The 17,472-nt window shown below is 61.6% G+C and carries 10 protein-coding genes; 6 read left to right on the forward strand and 4 right to left on the reverse strand.

The annotated features are described in order from the left end of the window. The first annotated feature begins 297 nt into the window (after positions 1 to 297). Complete coding sequence (locus tag AC1ECN_RS03625) at positions 298 to 2,226, forward strand: autotransporter assembly complex protein TamA (RefSeq protein WP_477952222.1); 1,929 nt, start codon at positions 298 to 300, stop codon at positions 2,224 to 2,226. A 67-nt stretch (positions 2,227 to 2,293) separates the two neighbouring features. Next, on the forward strand, positions 2,294 to 8,716 hold the full coding sequence (locus AC1ECN_RS03630) for a translocation/assembly module TamB domain-containing protein (protein WP_477952284.1): 6,423 nt from the start codon (positions 2,294 to 2,296) through the stop codon (positions 8,714 to 8,716). A gap of 91 nt (positions 8,717 to 8,807) precedes the next feature. Here AC1ECN_RS03630 and AC1ECN_RS03635 read toward each other — a convergent pair whose 3' ends face one another. Then, positions 8,808 to 9,245, reverse strand: coding sequence for an Lrp/AsnC family transcriptional regulator (locus AC1ECN_RS03635; RefSeq protein ID WP_017966296.1), 438 nt, complete (start codon positions 9,243 to 9,245; stop codon positions 8,808 to 8,810). Between the two features lie 124 nt (positions 9,246 to 9,369). Here AC1ECN_RS03635 and rocF point away from each other — a divergent pair, with 124 nt between their 5' ends. From rocF to AC1ECN_RS03655, 4 genes are all read left to right on the forward strand, one after another. Beyond that, positions 9,370 to 10,305 carry an arginase gene (gene rocF, locus AC1ECN_RS03640; protein WP_024323355.1) on the forward strand — a complete coding sequence of 312 codons (936 nt, stop codon included), beginning with the start codon at positions 9,370 to 9,372 and terminating at the stop codon, positions 10,303 to 10,305. A gap of 32 nt (positions 10,306 to 10,337) precedes the next feature. After that, complete coding sequence (gene rocD / locus AC1ECN_RS03645; RefSeq protein WP_130725904.1) at positions 10,338 to 11,537, forward strand: ornithine--oxo-acid transaminase; 1,200 nt, start codon at positions 10,338 to 10,340, stop codon at positions 11,535 to 11,537. 296 nt (positions 11,538 to 11,833) lie between these two features. Further along, positions 11,834 to 12,310 carry a chemotaxis protein CheW gene (locus AC1ECN_RS03650; protein ID WP_003543427.1) on the forward strand — a complete coding sequence of 159 codons (477 nt, stop codon included), beginning with the start codon at positions 11,834 to 11,836 and terminating at the stop codon, positions 12,308 to 12,310. Between the two features lie 312 nt (positions 12,311 to 12,622). Then, a complete protein-coding gene (locus tag AC1ECN_RS03655; RefSeq protein ID WP_024323356.1) occupies positions 12,623 to 14,383 on the forward strand; it encodes a methyl-accepting chemotaxis protein in 1,761 nt (586 codons plus the stop codon). Between the two features lie 121 nt (positions 14,384 to 14,504). On the opposite strand, the gene AC1ECN_RS03660 is transcribed toward AC1ECN_RS03655, so the two are convergent. From AC1ECN_RS03660 to fdhD, 3 genes are all read right to left on the reverse strand, one after another. Further along, entirely contained in the window at positions 14,505 to 16,163 is a 1,659-nt protein-coding gene (locus tag AC1ECN_RS03660; RefSeq protein ID WP_130701864.1) for an OFA family MFS transporter, read from the reverse strand. A 199-nt stretch (positions 16,164 to 16,362) separates the two neighbouring features. Beyond that, positions 16,363 to 16,599, reverse strand: a complete 237-nt coding sequence (locus tag AC1ECN_RS03665; RefSeq protein ID WP_130725905.1) for a formate dehydrogenase subunit delta — start codon at positions 16,597 to 16,599, stop codon at positions 16,363 to 16,365. Next, entirely contained in the window at positions 16,589 to 17,413 is an 825-nt protein-coding gene (fdhD, locus tag AC1ECN_RS03670) for a formate dehydrogenase accessory sulfurtransferase FdhD (RefSeq protein WP_130725906.1), read from the reverse strand. The genes AC1ECN_RS03665 and fdhD overlap by 11 nt, the downstream gene beginning before the upstream one ends. Positions 17,414 to 17,472: the final 59 nt, after the last annotated feature.

The following is a 17,472-nucleotide window of genomic DNA, read 5'->3' on the forward strand; positions in this document are numbered from 1 at the left end:
GCGCGGCAGTCGGCGCCGCTATCGGCGGCGTGTCTGGCGCCCTCATCGGCAGCGTCGCCGAACAGCCCGGCCAGTGCTACTATCGCGACCGTTACGGCCGCCGCTACATCGATAGTTGCCCGCGCTGAGAGCGCTCGGAGATCGGCAAATTCAGGAAATCCCGGACACACGTCCGGGATTTTTTGTGCTAAATTAGCGCGTTGGCAATTTAAAATGGTACACCCCKCGCGATTTTGTCGCTAAGCTGTTCATGGCTGGGCAACGAAGCTTCAATGTAGACATAACCAAAAGCGGCGGATGCGGATCAGAGGGACAGGCCCGAAAACAGGTACTGCGTATCGGCGAACAGGCRCCATGATGGTGGTCGCAGCGGCAGCTGCGTTCTCACCGGTCCTGATCGGCGACGCTTACGCCTTCAAGCTTTTCGGCATCACCATTTTCGGCAAAGAAGAAGACGAAGGCGAACAGGTGCCCGATCCGGTGCGCTACCACGTCGACCTCAGGGCCGATACCGCCGATCCCGACCTGAAAGAAGCGCTGGAAAACAGTTCCCGTCTCGTCAGCGACCAGAAGCAGCCGGTTTCCGGCGATCTTGGCATCGTCGTCAAGGCGCGCGACGACCGTGAGCGGCTGATCGCCACTCTGTATGAAAAGGCCCGTTATGGCGGCCTGGTGACGATCGCCATCGACGGCAAGAATATCGACGACCTGCCGCCCAATCCGACATTCGACCGGTCCGGACCGATCCCCGTCACCGTCGACATTGCTCCCGGTCCCGTTTTCAAGGTCAGGGAGGTACAGTTCGGCGGCGATGCTGCAAACCACAATCCCGCCGATTACGACCTCGCCCCGGGCGCTGAGGCCGGCTCGCTCGCCATCATCAGGGCCGGCGACAAGATCGTCGAACAATTGAAGAGTGAAGGCCGGCCCTTCGCCAAGTTGACCGAACGCAAGGTCGTCGCCGATCACAACAGCGATACCGTCGATATCGTCCTTGCTGCCGAGGGCGGTCCCATCGCCCCGATCGGCGATGTCGGCGTCACCGGCGAGAAGACTGTCAGACCAGGCTTCATCCAGCGCTACTCCCGGCTGAACAAGGGCGAAGCCTATTCCCCGGAAACGCTGAAGAAAGCCGGCGAGCGCCTTCGCGCCCTCGGCGTCTTTTCGAGCGTCACCATCCACCAAGGGGATGCGCTGGCGCCGGATGGCACCTTGCCGATGACGATCGAGGTCTCAGAAGGCAAGAGACGTTACTTCGGCGTCGGCGCGCAATATTCCACCACCGACGGCTTCGGTGTTCAGGGCTATTGGGGCCACCGCAATCTGTTTGGCGAAGCCGAAACGCTGAGGATCGAGGGATCGGTTTCGCGGCTTGGCGAAACGACGGATGTCGGCAGCCTCGACTATTCCGCAGGCATCCTCTTCACCAAGCCCGGCGCCTTCTTTCCCGCCGCCACGCTGAAAGCCGGCATCGTCGCCAAGACCGAAAATCCGGATGCCTATAACGCGACGCTCGTCACCGCCTCGCTCGGTCTTTCCTACGAACTGACTGACCAGGACACGGTCTCGGCGAGCGGCGAGGTCAGCTGGGAACGCGATGATGACGCCTTCGGCACGAACGACTATCTGACCTTCACCCTGCCGATCCAATATGATCGCGACGCACGCGACGACAAGTTCAACCCGACGGAGGGTTATCGCGCGACATTCTCGGCAAAGCCTGGCTACGAAATCTTCAACGCCACGCCCTATGCGGCATTCGAGGGCTCGATCTCCGGCTATCTGCCATTCGGCCAGGAAGACGGCGTCGTGCTGGCCGGCAAGGTTGCCGCCGGCGTCCTGATCGGCGGCGATAGCATTGGGGATATTCCCGCCACACAGCGCTTCTTTGCCGGCGGCGGCGGCTCCGTGCGCGGATACAGCTATCAGGAAATCTCGCCTTATAACGACAATGGTGATCCCACTGGCGGCCGCTCCTATGTGACCGGTTCGCTGGAGGCTCGCATCAAGATTACCGATACGATCGGCATCGTGCCCTTCATCGATGTCGGCACCGTATCGGACAGCACCTTTCCAGGTTTTTCCGATATCCGCGCCGGCGCCGGCGCCGGAATACGATATGCAACGCCTTTCGGCCCGCTGCGGCTTGATTTTGCCATGCCGCTGAACAAGTACGAAGATGGCACAGATTACGGAATCTACGCCGGCATCGGCCAGTCCTTCTAGAATTGCCGATTCCGTTCGTGTTTTCCGATCTGTGAGCCGTCATGAAAACGGGGTAGTGTCCGCGCCAATGCAAACGCTGGCAAAAATCGTCAACTGGATCATACGGCTCACCGGCTATGCCGTCGGTGCCACTTTGATTCTCGCGGTCGCTGCGCTTGCGATCTTCGGCTTCACCAGTTTTGGCGCTCGAATCGTTACCGAAAAGATAGCCTCCACGCTTTCCAACCGCGACATGACGATCGAGGTTCGCGAACCGCAAGGCCTTTTGACCGGCGGGCTTCGCGCCGCCGAGATCTCCATCTCCGACACCAGGGGTGTCTTTGCGGAAATTCATGGCATCGCGATCGACTGGAATCCGCTTGCGCTGCTGACGGGAACTTTCCATGCCAAACGCTTCGAGATCGAAGCGATCAACGTGCTGCGCAAGCCGGTGCGCACCCTGCCCTCGCGGCCCGGAGCTGAAAATTCCGGCGTATTTAATCTTCCGATCAAGGTCGATATAGACCGTGTCGCGCTGCCCGATATCAAACTTGCCGCACCCGTTGCCGGCCGCGCCTTTGCGCTCGCCGCCGAGGGCAGCCTTTCGGCGAATGGCGATGGCGGCGAAGCTGTCGTCAATGTCAGCCGTCACGCGGTCCCGGATGCGCGGCTTGCCGCCGACATCGCCTTTGCGCCTGCCGAAAACCGGCTGCGGCTGAAGGCGCAGCTGTCCGAGCCGAAGGGCGGGCTGCTGGCGGGCTTTCTCGGCCTGCCGGACAGCCCGGCCGTCAACATCGATCTGGACGGCCAGGGGCCGATATCCGATTGGAAAGGCAAATTGCAGGCTGCCCTCGACGGGCAGCAGCGCGCCGCAATCGAGGCCCGGCATCAGATTACGGAAGACGGGCTGCACCACCTCGACCTCAAGGGCGGCGGTGACCTGAGCTCGCTGCTTCCATCGGCATTCCGGCCGCTTTTTGCCGGCCAGACCAATATCGATCTTGCCACCACCTTCGACAATCACGGCAAGATCGATATCCAGACCGGCAATATCGCCACCGGCAGCGTGGTGATCGCCGCCTCGGGCACCCTCGATCCGGCCGRCAACAACAGTCTGAACGCCAATCTGCTCGGCACGTCGGGGCCCGTCGATTTCCGTTGGCCACTCGCTGAAGGCGAAGCGCGCTTCCTCATTTCTGGCCTCAACCTGGCACTAACAGGCGATGCGCAGGCGGCCCGGCTGAACGTCAGCGGCTCGCTCGACACCGCAACCCTTCCGCAGGCCAATATCGGCAATATCAAGCTGACCGCAAAGAGCGACGCCTTCAATCTCGCAGCGCGTTCCGGCAGCGTCCAGCTGCGCCTCGTTGCCGGCGACGCGACCTTTGCCGAGCCGAACCTCAATCGCGCGGTCCAGGGCCCGGTCACGATCGCCTCGCCGCTGCAGATCTCGCCCAGTGGCATCGGCTTCAACGGCACCACCGTCGAAAGTGCCAATATCAACGGCGGCCTCAACGGTTCCTATCGGCTGGCAGACAAGGCGCTGACCGGCAACCTCAAGCTCACCATCAACCCGGCAGCCCTGCCGGCTGCGGTAACAAGCAAGTTCGACGGACCGATCTCGCTCGAAAGCCAGGTGGTCGGCACCATCCCGTCAAAATTCGCGCTGTCCAATCTCGTCCTGAAGTCCAGCACGCTCGAAGCCGCCGGCAACGTCGCGCTTGATGGCGGGATGTTGAATGCCGATCTCTCCGGCCGGCTGCCTGACATCGGCAAGCTCATCCCCGGAGCCAGTGGTGGGGCGGGTTATGCGTTGAGAGTGGGCGGTGAGCTCCCGGCAATCTCGGTGACGGCCAATCTCAAGGCCGCCAGCCTTAAAATGGCCGACCGCACGCTCAGCAACCTCAATATCGACCTGTCGGGTCTCGCCGATCCCAAGGCGCCGCAGGGCAGGATCGCCGCCACCGGTACGATCGATGGCCAACCGATCGGCATCAACGGCGACATCACCTCGCAGGACGGCAAGATAAGCATTCCGGCACTGACCGCCGATATCGGCGGCAACCGGCTGACCGGCAATGTGGAATTCTCGCCCTCTCTGGAGCCAACAGGCGCATTGACCTTCGATTTCCCCAATGTCGGCCTGCTCGCCGCACTCGGCGGACAGAAGGCCGAAGGCGATCTCAAGGGTTCGCTCGGCGTCAGCAGCGACAGCGGCAGGATCGCGCTCAAACTGCTTGCAACAGGCGGCTCGATCCGCCGTGATACGCTTGCGATCGTCAAGCCGGATATCGATGTAACGGTCAGCGATCTCAGCGCCCTTGCCGCAAACGGCACGGTCAAGGCCGAGGAGGTGAGCGCCGGAACGAACAAGCTTGCCGGCCTTTCGCTTAGGTTTACCAAGCAGCAAAACCATACCAACTTCGATCTCGATGCTGCCTATGACGGCAATCCCCTGCTGGCCGCCGGCAATGTCGAGGCGGCGGACGGCACGATCCACCTGAACCTTGATCGTTTCTCGGCAAGCCCCCGCAATATCCCGATCGAGCTTGCCGCACCGACGCAGGTCGCCATCGGCGACGGTGCCGCCAGTCTGAACGGACTGACGCTGAAGACCGGCGCCGGTTCGGTGACCGTCACCGGTTCCGCCGGCGAAACGCTGAAGCTTGATGCCGATATCCGCGAGCTGCCGGCGGCGCTCGCCAACGGTTTCGTTCCGAACCTTTCAGCCGGCGGCACGATCTCCGGAACGATTGCCGTGACCGGAACGCCGGCAGCACCGGTCGCCGACTTCAAGCTCGACTGGAAGGATGCGACGACGGGCCAGACCAAGGGCGCCGGCCTGGCACCGCTCGGCATCACCGCCGGCGGCAAATTCGCCGACAACAAGCTCGATTTCGACACGACGGTCGGCAGCAATGACGGCCTCTCGCTGAAGGCCGCCGGCAATGTCGCGCTCGCCGACCCCAAGGCGCCGGTGCTTGATGTCAACGCCGATATCCTCAACCTGCCTGCCCGCATCGCCAATGGTTTCGTGCCCGATCTCGCCGCCGAAGGCACGATTACAGGAAAACTGACGGCCTCCGGCTCGCTGGCTGCTCCCACCGCCAATTTCGATCTCGATTGGAAAAGTGCTGCGACGAGCCAGACGAGGCGTGCAGGCCTTGCCGACCTCGCTGTCAAGGCATCTGGAAAATTCGCCGACAGCAAGCTCGATTTCGATACAGTGATCGGCGGCGCCGACAGCCTCTCGCTGAAGGCAAACGGCAATGTCGCCATCACGGGCACGACGATCGGCAAGGTCACGGTCGACGCCGCACTGGCGAATGTTCCCGCAAATATCGCAAACAGCTTCGTCCCCGATCTCGCCGCCGAAGGCGCGATCTCCGGAAAGATCTCGGCCAGCGGGTCGCTCTCCGCCCCGCGTGCCGATTTCGATCTCAATTGGAAAGACGCTGCAACGAGCCACACGAAACGTGCCGGCCTTGCAGCGCTCGGCGTGACCGCATCGGGAAAATTTGCCGACAACAAGCTTGATTTCAACGCGGCAGTTAGCGGCGACAAAGACCTCTCACTGAAGGCCATGGGCAATGTCGCATTGGCCGGTACGGCGATCGACAGCATCAAAGTCGATGCCGCGCTGGCAAATGTCCCAGCATATATAGCAAACAGCTTCGTCCCGGATCTCGCCGCCGAAGGTGCGATCTCCGGAAAGATCTCGGCCAGCGGGTCCCTTTCCGCCCCGAGTGCCGATTTCGATCTCAATTGGAAAGACGCTGCGACGAGCCACACGAAACGTGCCGGCCTTGCAGCGCTCGGCGTGACCGCATCGGGAAAATTTGCCGAAAACAAGCTTGATTTCAACGCGGCAGTTAGCGGCGATAAAGACCTCTCGCTGAAGGCCATGGGCAATGTCGCATTGGCCGGCACGGCGATCGACAGCATCAAGGTCGATGCCGAGATCGTCAAGCTTCCGGCCAGTCTCGCAAATGCCTTCGTTCCCGATCTGGCGGCCGGCGGCACGATATCCGGCACTGTGTCCGCCGCCGGGACACCCGCCGCACCGAAAGCCGATTTCAAGCTCGACTGGACGGATGCTGCGACCAGCCATACCCGAAGCGCTCATCTCTCGGGCTTAGCGCTCACCACATCCGGACGCTTCGCCGACGACCGGCTCGATTTCGATGCCAATCTCGGCGGCCGGGACGGCCTCTCGCTGAAGGCCGCCGGCAACATCGCGATATTAGGCACATCAGTTCGCAACCTCGACGTCAAGGCCGATCTCGCCAACCTGCCTGCAGGCCTCGCCAACGGCTTCGTCCCCGGTCTTGCCGCCGAAGGCACCGTCTCGGGCACGGCATCGGCCTCCGGCGCGCTGCCGAAGCCAGCGGTCGATTTCAAGCTCGACTGGAAGAACGCCGCGACCGCCCAGACCAAGAGCAGCGGCCTTTCGGGCCTGAGTGCTGCGGCATCCGGCAAGTTCGCCAACGACCGTGTCGACTTCGATGCCAACCTTAGCGGCAAGGACGGCGTGTTGGCCAAGGCGAAGGGCGGCGTCACGATCGCGGGAACGGCCATCCGGGACCTTTCGATCAATGCCGATATCCCGGCGCTGCCGGCAAATATCGCAAATGCCTTCGTTCCCGGTCTCGGTGCTGAAGGCACGCTTTCGGCAAACGCCATAACGTCGGGAACGCCGGCAAGCCCGATCGTCGATTTCAAGCTCAACTGGAAAGATGCCGCGACCAGCCACACCAAGGCTGCCGGCCTCTCTCGCCTTGCGCTGGCAGCGACGGGAAAATACGCCGGTGACAGGCTGGATTTTGATGCCACCCTCAACGGCAGCGGCGGCATTGCGCTCAAGGCCACCGGTAATCTCGCCATAGCCGGCACGTCGATCAAGTCTCTCGATGTCACGGCGAATACCACCAATCTGCCGGCGGGCATTGCCAACGGCTTCGTTCCCGGTCTTGCAGCCGAGGGCGCGGTCTCGGCGACCGTAAAGGCCACCGGCGCGCTATCGGCGCCCTCCGTCGACTTCAAGGTCGACTGGAAGAACGCGGCGACGAGCCAGACCAAAGGTGCCGGCCTTTCGCCGTTCAGCATCGGTGCGTCAGGCAAACTTGCCGGAAACAGGCTGACGGTCGACACCAGCCTTGCCGGTGACGCCGGCATGTCGCTGAAGGGCGGCGGCAGTGTCGTGATCACAGGCAATCGCGCCATCGACATGCGGTTTAACGGCAATCTTCCTTTCGCCGTGCTCGGCGCCCCGCTTGCGCAGCAGGGCCTCGTTGCGGATGGCGTCGCCACCGTCAATCTCCAGATCGGCGGAACGGCCGCAGCACCCGTCATCAACGGCACGGTCTCGACCAATGGCGCCAAGCTCGTCGACGTCCGACGCAACCTGGCCATCAACAATCTTATGGCGACCGTGACCTTCAATGGCAGCCAGGCCGTGATATCGCGCCTCAACGGCAGCCTTGGCGGCGGCGGCACGATTTCGGCCAGCGGCACGATCGGCATCCAGCCAGCCGGCGGCTTTCCCACCGACATTTCGATCAAGCTCGACAAGGCGGTCTATGTCGATGGAACCCTTGTCGTCTCGACCGTCAATGGCACGGTCGGCCTGCGCGGGCCGATCACCAATGCGACGCTGAGCGGCAAGCTTCGGCTGGACAAGACCTCAATCACGGTCCCGGAAAAATTGCCGACCTCACTGAGAGAAATCGACATCCGGCATAAGAATGCGCCGCGGGCTGTACTTGCGCAGTTGCGCGATGACGGCGAGCGMAAACCCGGCGAGAAATCCTCGGTGATCACGCTGGATCTCGAAATCGACGCGCCCTCGCATATCTTCGTGCGCGGCCGCGGCATCGATGCCGAGCTTGGCGGCCTGGTGACGATCCGCGGCACGGCGGCTGCACCCATCGTGACCGGCGGTTTCACCATGCGCCGCGGCCGCATGACCATTCTCAACCGCCGTCTGGACTTCTCCGACAAGAGCAGGATCACCTTTGCCGGCGACCTGACGCCGGCGCTCGATATGGAAGCGACCTCGGCCTCTGGATCGACGACGCTGACCGTCGACGTCGCCGGCCTCGCCACCGACCCCGCGATCACCTTTTCCTCCTCGCCCCAGCTGCCGCAGGACGAGGTGCTGGCGCAGCTGATCTTCGGCCAGTCGATGTCGAAGCTCTCGCCGGTGCAGATCGCCCAGCTCGCCGACGCCGTCAGTCAGCTGGCCGGCAACCGCTCCACCTCACTTTTCGAAGGCTTACGCAACCAGCTCGGCGTCGACGATTTCGACGTCAGCACCGATTCCAAGGGCCAGACGAGCGTCAGCGTCGGCCGCTATCTCAACGATCGCACCTATTTCGAATTGCAGCAGGGCGGTTCGGCCGGCGCCAAGGCGGTGATCAACCTCGATGTCGGCCGCGGCGTCAAGCTGCGCGGAGGGGCCGGTGGCAACGGTGAGGGCGAAGCCGGCATTGTCTATGAGCGGGAATACTGAGCCAGCCTAATCTTTGTTTTACGCAATTCCTGGCAAAACCGCTTCGCGCTTTGCCTGGGAAAACCGCTTCGCACTTTTCCTGGAAATTGCTCTAGAAACCCGTCTTACTCGTCTTGAGAAGGATATTGGTCTCGGTCGAATTGATGCCGTTGATCAGCCGGATGCGGCGCAGCGTCTCGTCAAAGGCGGCAAGGTCGCGGTCCTCGAGTTCGGCGACAAAATCCCATTTGCCGTTGGTGCTGTGAAGCGCGCGCACCTGCGGCAGGCCCCTCAACTGATCGGCCACCCTGTCGGCGAGCTTGCCGAGCACCTCGATCATGACGATGGCGCGCACGCCGGCGGACCGCGTCTCGTGACCGGTGCGAATGGTGAAGCCGACAATGGTGCCGCTGGCGACCAGTCGGTCGATACGTGCGGCAACCGTCGCCCGCGATGCACCTGTCGTCGCGGCAAGCGACGAGACGGAAATCCGGGCGTTATGGCGAAGTGCACTGAGAAGTTCGGTGTCGAGATCGTCCACGCTGACCACTTTGTCAAAATAGATTTATCAATCTGCGCAATCATAGTCCATTTCTGACGTTTTTCCATCTTTTTGCTACCAGCACTTTACCCCAATATTGGTCGAAACAGGCCACAACCACGGAGCCCTCGAAATGGATGCCCAATCGCGATCTGTCACCCTCATCGGCGCGCCGCTGGAAGAAGGCTCCGGCCGCAGGGGGGCTGCCATGGGCCCCGCGGCCCTGCGCATTGCCGGCGTCGACCAGACGCTGATCGAGCTTGGCCATGACGTCGCCGATATCGGCGATCTCAGGATCGTGCCGGCGATGGACCTGCCGAATCACCCGAAGGCCCACAATCTGAGGATTGTCGGCGCCTTCACACGCGCCCTCGAAAGCAGCGTCCACGACGTGGCCGCCTCCGGGCGTTTTCCGCTGATTCTCGGCGGTGACCACAGCCTTTCCATGGGCAGCGTCTCCGGCATGGCCCGCTATGCCGCTAGCAAAGGCCGCCCGCTCTTCGTCCTCTGGCTTGATGCCCATGCCGATTTCAATTCTCCGGCGACGTCGCCTTCCGGCAATATTCACGGCATGCCCGTCGCCTTCTTCTGCGGCGAGGCGGAGTTCGCCGAGATCCTGCCGAAGGATCGTCCGTTCGTCGATCCAAAGAATGTCTTCCAGGTCGGCATCCGTTCGGTCGATGCGCGCGAGCGCGAGGAAATCCACGAACACGGCGTCAATGTCTTCGACATGCGCGCGATCGACGAGCAGGGCATCGGCGCCATCATGCGTGAGATCCTCGATGTCGTGACCAAGGCGAACGGGCTGCTGCATGTCAGCCTTGACCTCGATTTCCTCGATCCCGAGATTGCCCCTGGCGTCGGCACGACGGTCCCGGGCGGCGCGACCTTTCGCGAGGCGCATCTGGTGATGGAAATGCTTTCGGACAGCGGCCTCGTCTCGTCGCTCGATCTCGTCGAGCTCAATCCGTTTCTCGACGATCGCGGCAAGAGCGCCCGCATCCTGGTCGAGCTGACGGCAAGCCTGTTTGGCCGCCGCATCTTCGATCGTCCGACACGCGCCGCATAAAATTGGCATCATGCTCTGGAGGGAGAACGGCCATGAACACATCGGAAAAACTGATTGCCACGGAACAACGGCTCGGCGCCCATAACTACAAGCCGCTCGACGTGGTGCTGACGCGTGGCGAAGGTGTTTATGTCTGGGATACTGACGGCAACCGTTATCTCGATTGCCTCTCAGCCTATTCCGCCGTCAACCAGGGCCATTGTCATCCGAAGATCCTCGCCGCCATGGTCGAGCAGGCAGGCAGGCTGACGCTCACCTCCCGGGCCTTCCGCAACGATCAGCTCGCCTATCTCTACGAAGAGCTCGCGGCTCTCACCGGATCGCACAAGATCCTGCCGATGAATTCCGGCGCCGAAGCGGTGGAGACCGCCATCAAGGCGGTGCGCAAATGGGGATACGAGGTCAAGGGCGTGCCGGAGGGCAAGGCGGAGATCATCGTCTGCGCCGATAATTTCCATGGCCGGACGCTGAGCATCATCAGTTTCTCCACAGATCCCGAGGCCCGCGCCGGCTTCGGTCCTTATACGCCAGGTTTCCGCATCATTCCCTTCGGCGATGCCGAGGCTTTCGCCGCCGCAATCAATGCCAATACGGTGGCCGCCCTGATCGAGCCGATTCAGGGCGAAGCCGGCGTCATCATTCCGCCGGCGGGTTATTTCACCCGCGTCCGCGAGCTCTGCACGGCAAACAACGTGACCCTCATTCTCGACGAGATCCAGACCGGACTTGGCCGCACCGGCAAGCTGCTGGCCGAGGAGCACGAAGCCATCGAGGCCGACGTGACGCTGATCGGCAAGGCGCTGTCCGGCGGCTTCTATCCTGTGTCGGCCGTGCTTTCGAATTCCGAGGTTCTGGGCGTGCTGAAGCCCGGCCAGCACGGCTCGACCTTCGGCGGCAATCCGCTCGCCTGCGCGGTGGCGCGTACCGCACTCAAGGTGCTGACGGAAGAGGGCATGATCGAGAACGCCGCCCTCATGGGCGACTACTTCACCGAAGGCCTCAGGTCGATCCGCTCGAACATCGTCAGGGACGTGCGCGGCCGTGGCCTGATGATGGCCATCGAGCTGGAACCCGAAGCCGGCGGCGCACGGCAATATTGCCATGCGCTGAAAGAGCGCGGCCTTCTCGCCAAGGATACCCACGACCATACGATTCGCCTCGCTCCGCCACTGGTCATCACCAAAGAGCAGGTGGATTGGGCCGTCTCGCAGATTGAAAAGACGATAGGCTGAGTAAATCGGCGCAATTCTTCTTCACTATCCCGCAGAAGCCTGGAAGATCCTGAATGCCAAAGATCGGCTGGAAGAGATCGACAGCAAAACCGCCTGGTTGTCATCCGAGATAAAAACCTTCGCAATCTCGTCGCCCAATTTAGATTTGGGCAACACTCTTTCGCTAATGTCGTCAATAACCGTAACGATGCTTCGCCGAGCGCAAAGCCATCGCGTGGTATGAAGGCAAAGCTTGTCCGCGCCAATGGTGGCGCATCCGCTTCTGCCCTAGCTTACGACAGTTGGGAAGAATTCTAATGGCCACGATCAATTCGACTAACTTCAGCGGCGATACGCTCGAAATTATTGCCTTCCGCCTGCATGATCAGGAATTCTGCGTCAAGACCACGACCATTCGCGAAATCCGCGGCTGGGCGCCGTCGACGCCGATCCCGCATGCACCGGCCGATGTCATCGGTGTCATGAACCTGCGCGGCTCGGTGATCCCGATCATCGATCTTGCTTTCAAGCTCGGCATGAAGAGCACGGTCGCCAATGAGCGCAGCGCCATCGTCGTCGCCGAAGTTCACAGCATGGTCATCGGCATGCTGGTCGACCGCGTCTCGGATATCCTCACCATCTCCTCCAGCCAGGTCCAGCCGGTGCCTGAAGTGACCGCGTCCTTCGACCGCGCTTATTGCGAAGGCATCATTGCCTCGGAAAACGGCATGATCTGCTTCCTGAACCTCGCCAAGATGTTCAAGGAAAACGAGACGGATGAACTGGCGGCGTGATTCGGACCATACAATCGAATAATAGAAGCCGCCCGCTTTGGGCGGTTTTTTATTGCGTCATCATAAGCAAATTTAAATCGCAACCATCATTTTTTCGGCTCTGATATTTGAATATTAGAGATGCCTTCTATACCGGATATTAACCATACTTCATCAGCATGAGTTGCGAAGCATAAGGACGACACGTTTCCCGATAGACAGGAAAAATAGCCGGTTATCGGCTGTCTTCCCGGCGCCGGTTTTTCTCGCCCGACCGGCTTCGCCTTACCAGCCTTAGCAGCAGAAGCTGCTGCTCATCTCATGGGGACGAGAATGTTTGGTCTATCTTACGATTCGAAATATATTCTCAATGCCATTTCCAAATCGCAGGCGATCATCGAATTCGATCTCAAGGGAAATATCCTCAAGGCGAACGAGAATTTCTGCAACGCACTTGGTTATCGCCTAGACGAGATCGTCGGCAAACATCACAGCATGTTCTGCGAGCCGGCCTATACGGCGACCCCGGAATATCGCGCCTTCTGGGCGCGGCTCGGACGCGGCGAATATGATGCCGGTGCTTACAAGCGTCTTGCCAAGGGCAATAGCGAGATATGGATCCAGGCTTCTTACAATCCTGTCTTCAAGGGCGGAAAGCCATTCAAGGTGGTGAAATTCGCCGCCGATATCACTGCCGCCAAGAAGCAGGCGGTCGAGGATTCCGGCAAGCTTCAGGCGATCTCACGGTCGCAGGCAGTGATTGAATTCACCCCGAAGGGCGAGATCCTGACCGCGAACGAGAATTTCTGCAAAGCCATGGGATATTCCCTGGCCGAGATCACCGGCAAGCATCACAGCATCTTCTGCGAGCCGGCCTATGTCAGCACCGAGGATTACAGCAATTTCTGGCGGCGTCTCGCCAATGGCGAATTCATTGCCAACGAATTCGTCCGCTTCGGCAAGGACGGCCGCGAAATCTGGATCCAGGCGGCTTATAACCCGATCGTCGATGCCGACGGCAAGATCTACAAGGTCGTGAAGTTCGCAACCGACGTCACCCAGCGCATGAGCGCGATTTCTCTGCTCGGCGGCGCGCTGCGTCAGTTATCCGAAGGTGATCTGACAAGGACGCTGGACACGCCCTTCGTCCCCTCGATGGAGCAATTGCGCCAGGATTTCAACACTGCGATCAAAGATCTTGCCGAGACGATGAAGACGATCGGCGAGAATGCCAGCGCGATCGCCGCCGGCTCACGCGAGATAGGCGCATCGGCGGATTCCTTCTCCAAGCGGACGGAACAGCAAGCCGCCTCCGTCGAAGAAACCGCAGCCGCGCTGGAAGAGATCACCACCACCGTCAACGATTCCAGCCGTCGCGCCGATGAAGCCGGCCGCCTCGTCGCCATGACCAAGCAGGGCGCCGAGCAATCCGGTGTCGTTGTCAGCAATGCCGTCGCCGCTATGGGCCAGATCGAACAGTCCTCGCGCGAGATCACCAACATCATCAGCGTCATCGACGATATCGCCTTCCAGACCAACCTCCTGGCATTGAATGCCGGCGTCGAGGCGGCCCGCGCCGGCGAAACCGGCAAGGGCTTCGCCGTGGTGGCCCAGGAGGTGCGGGAGCTGGCCCAGCGCTCCGCCAAAGCTGCCAAGGAGATCAAGGCGCTGATCAACACGTCGGGCGAGCATGTCAGGAACGGCGTCGGCCTCGTCGGCCGGACTGGTAAGGCGCTCGAAGAGATCGTCGCACAGGTCGGCGATATCGACGGCAATGTCGTCGCCATCGTCGAAGCCTCCAGGGAACAGGCAACCGGCCTCAAGGAAATCAACCAGGCGGTCAATACGCTGGATCAGGCAACCCAGCAGAATGCCGCGATGGTCGAGGAGAGCACCGCCGCCAGCCACAGTCTTGCGAAGGAAGCCGAAACGCTGCGTGTGCTGCTGACGAGGTTCCGTCTGCCGGGCCAGACCCAGACCGCCGGCAGGCATGAGGCAAGACAGACGGGTTCGCCGGCGCTGCATCTCGTTTCACGTGTCGCAAAGGCGCACGGCGCTGCCGGAGCAACAGCCCAGAGCTGGGAAGAGTTCTGATCGCGGTCTCCCCGCATGACCATTTTACCGTGCCGCCGCAAAGCGGCGGCACTTTGATCACGTTGAGCTGCATACGAAGATAAGCGCGTCGCATGATACCCATGCGGCGCGCTTTGATGGGTTACCCAAAGAGCGCAAAAGTCGCCCTCAGCGTCACCCAGACACCCCAGAGCAGCGGAATGCCGACGACGGCCCAGGCAAGCATCGCCTTGGCGTCCAGCCCGCCTGTGCCGATGCCGAAGGAACCCGTCGGCCCTGCATTGACGGCCGCCGACTTCGCCTGCAGCGCAGCGACCTCCTCATCGGACATAAACCATTTGTCCGAAAGCGGCCTGATCAGCGAATTGGCAATAAGCCCGAGCGCCAGCATGCCGGCGAGGATATACATGGTGCCGGTATAAAGGGTTGGACCGGGCGCTACGCCGGCTGCAATCTGCGCTTCGCGGATATAGTTGACGACGACCGGACCGACGATGCCGGCCGTTGCCCAGGCCGTCAGCAGCCGGCCGTGGATGGCGCCGACGAACTGCGTGCCGAAAATATCGGCAAGATAGGCCGGGATGGTCGCAAAGCCCCCGCCATACATCGACAGGATGATGCCGAAGGAGAGAACGAACAGCGCTTTGTTGCCCATGCCTGCGAAAGTGGGCGCCAGCGCATAGAGCACGATGCCGAGGACGAAGAAGCAATAATAGGTATTCTTGCGGCCGATCTTATCGGACAGCGACGCCCAGAAGAACCGTCCGCCGATGTTGAAGAGTGACAGCAAACCGGCAAAACCGGCGGCGATCGTGGCGATCGATGCCTTCTGCCCGGCGTCGAGCTGGGCGAAGCCGACATCCGGCAGGCCGATCAGCGAGCCGGCGAAGATTTCCTGCAGCATCGGCGAGGCCATGCCGAGAACGCCGATACCGGCCGAAACGTTGAGGCAAAGCACCGCCCAGATCAGCCAGAACTGCTTGGTCTTGTGGGCATCGCCGAGGTGCACATGTTTGGTGGTGATCATTGTGCTCTTGGCCACAGGCGGTGTCCAACCCTCAGGACGCCAGCCTGCCGGCGGAATGCGATAGCCGAAGGCGCCGCCCATCATGAATACGAAATAGATCGCCGCCATGACGATGAAGGTCTGCCAGACGCCGACCGAACTGTCGGTCTTGAAGGCGTTCATCAGCAGGTTGGCAAGCGGGGCGCCGATCATCGCACCGCCGCCGAAGCCCATGATCGCCATGCCGGTCGCCATGCCGCGCCGGTCGGGAAACCACTTGATCAGCGTCGAGACCGGCGAGATGTAGCCGAGGCCGAGACCGATGCCGCCGATAACGCCGGCACCGAGCCACATCATCCAGAGCTGATGGGTGATGACGCCGATCGCAGCAAGAATGATGCCGCCGCACCAGCAGCAGGCGGAAACGACGCCCGCCTTGCGCGGACCGGCGCGCTCAAGCCAGCCGCCCCAGATGGCGGCGGATGAACCAAGCAGAACGAAGAACAGCGTATAGATCCAGCCGAGGTCGGCAACACGCCAGTCGCAGGTCGTGGTGAACAGCGCCGAGGCGAGTGTCAGATCGGGGCAGGCCGTCGAGGCCGTGATCCCGAGCGACTTGGAAAGCGGCAGCCAGAAGACGCTGAAACCATAGGCCATGCCGATGCAGAGATGGATGGCGAGCGCGGCCGGCGGCACCAGCCACCGATTGAACCCGGGCCTTGCGACGATCCTTTCACGATCGAGCAGGCCTACCCCCGCCAACGCCCCGTCTGTACGTGTTTGCGCTGCAGTCATGAACAACTCCTCCTTGAATCGTACCTGGCTTGATTCAGACTTATTGTCACCGGCGCATATGCAGGCAGCTTGCTCCTGCCTCCCCTCCCGCATGGGCCGATGCTGGTTATCGGACCTAAGCATGGCGCGCAAAATTGTGCAGCGGTTTTGCGGTAACGACATGCTTTGAAATAAAGACCCAAAGCGCGAGGAACGCGCTTTAGTGTGTCACCGGCTCCGGCTTTCGGATCAGAGGAGCGGCCTGAAGCACGAGCGCATCCAGGCCGTTTTCCTCATTCTCCAGAATTTCGAACAATTGCCGCCGCATGCGCGGGTCCCAGAATTTGTTGATATGGTTGGCGACCCCCTGCGCGGCCTCGCTTTGCGGCTGGCTCTTGAAGAAGGTGGCGATCTGGTTTGCCATATAGACGAGCTTGGTCTTGGTATCATGCGACATCGGCAATGCTTCCGGGCGAGATGCGGTGCGGGTGGGTGAAGATCTCGAAATCCTCGCCGCGCACCAGCGCGACGAGCGTCATGCCGGCTTCTTCGGCCGTGCGGATGGCGAGAGCCGTCGGCGCCGATATGGCGATGAGCACCGGGCTGCCGAGGATCGCCGCCTTCTGCACCATCTCGACGGAAAGCCGGCTGGTGACGACGACGGCGCCGTCCCCGCCTCTTTCACTGGCGCGGATGACGGCGCCGCAGAGCTTGTCCAGCGCGTTGTGCCGGCCGACATCTTCGCGCACGGCAATCAGCCCGCTGCCGGGACGATAGAACCCGGCGCCATGCACCGCCCGTGTCTCACGATGCAGCGGCTGTGCCTCGTTCAGAAGCGAAACGGAGCGGCCGATATCCGCATGCGACAGCGCCAACGGCGATGTCGAAACGTCAGGCACCGGCCGTACCGCCTGTTCGATCGATTCGATGCCGCAGAGGCCACAGCCGACCGGCCCTGCCATGCTGCGGCGCCGTGCCCGCAGCCGATCGGCGACGTCGTCGACCAGGCTCACCTGCACATCGATCCCCTGCTCGCCCTCGACGACCTCGATGCCCGATATCTCCGCCGGCCCGGCAATGATGCCTTCGGTCAGGCTGAATCCGACGGCAAAATCCTCGAGATCCGCGGGCGTTGCCATCATCACCGCATGCGAACTGCCGCCATAGGAAAAGGCGATCGGCACCTCTTCCGGCACGATTCGCGAACCGGTCTGCAGGATGCCGTTGCGGCGGGCGGTTTCGGGGGCATGGGCAGTGACGGTGAAGGTCATGATGCAAACTCCCCCTTCTCCCCCGTGGGGGTCCGAAGGACGGGTCGAGACCCGTGGCT

The sequence above is a fragment of the Rhizobium sp. 01N447_2 genome (assembly GCF_056399245.1).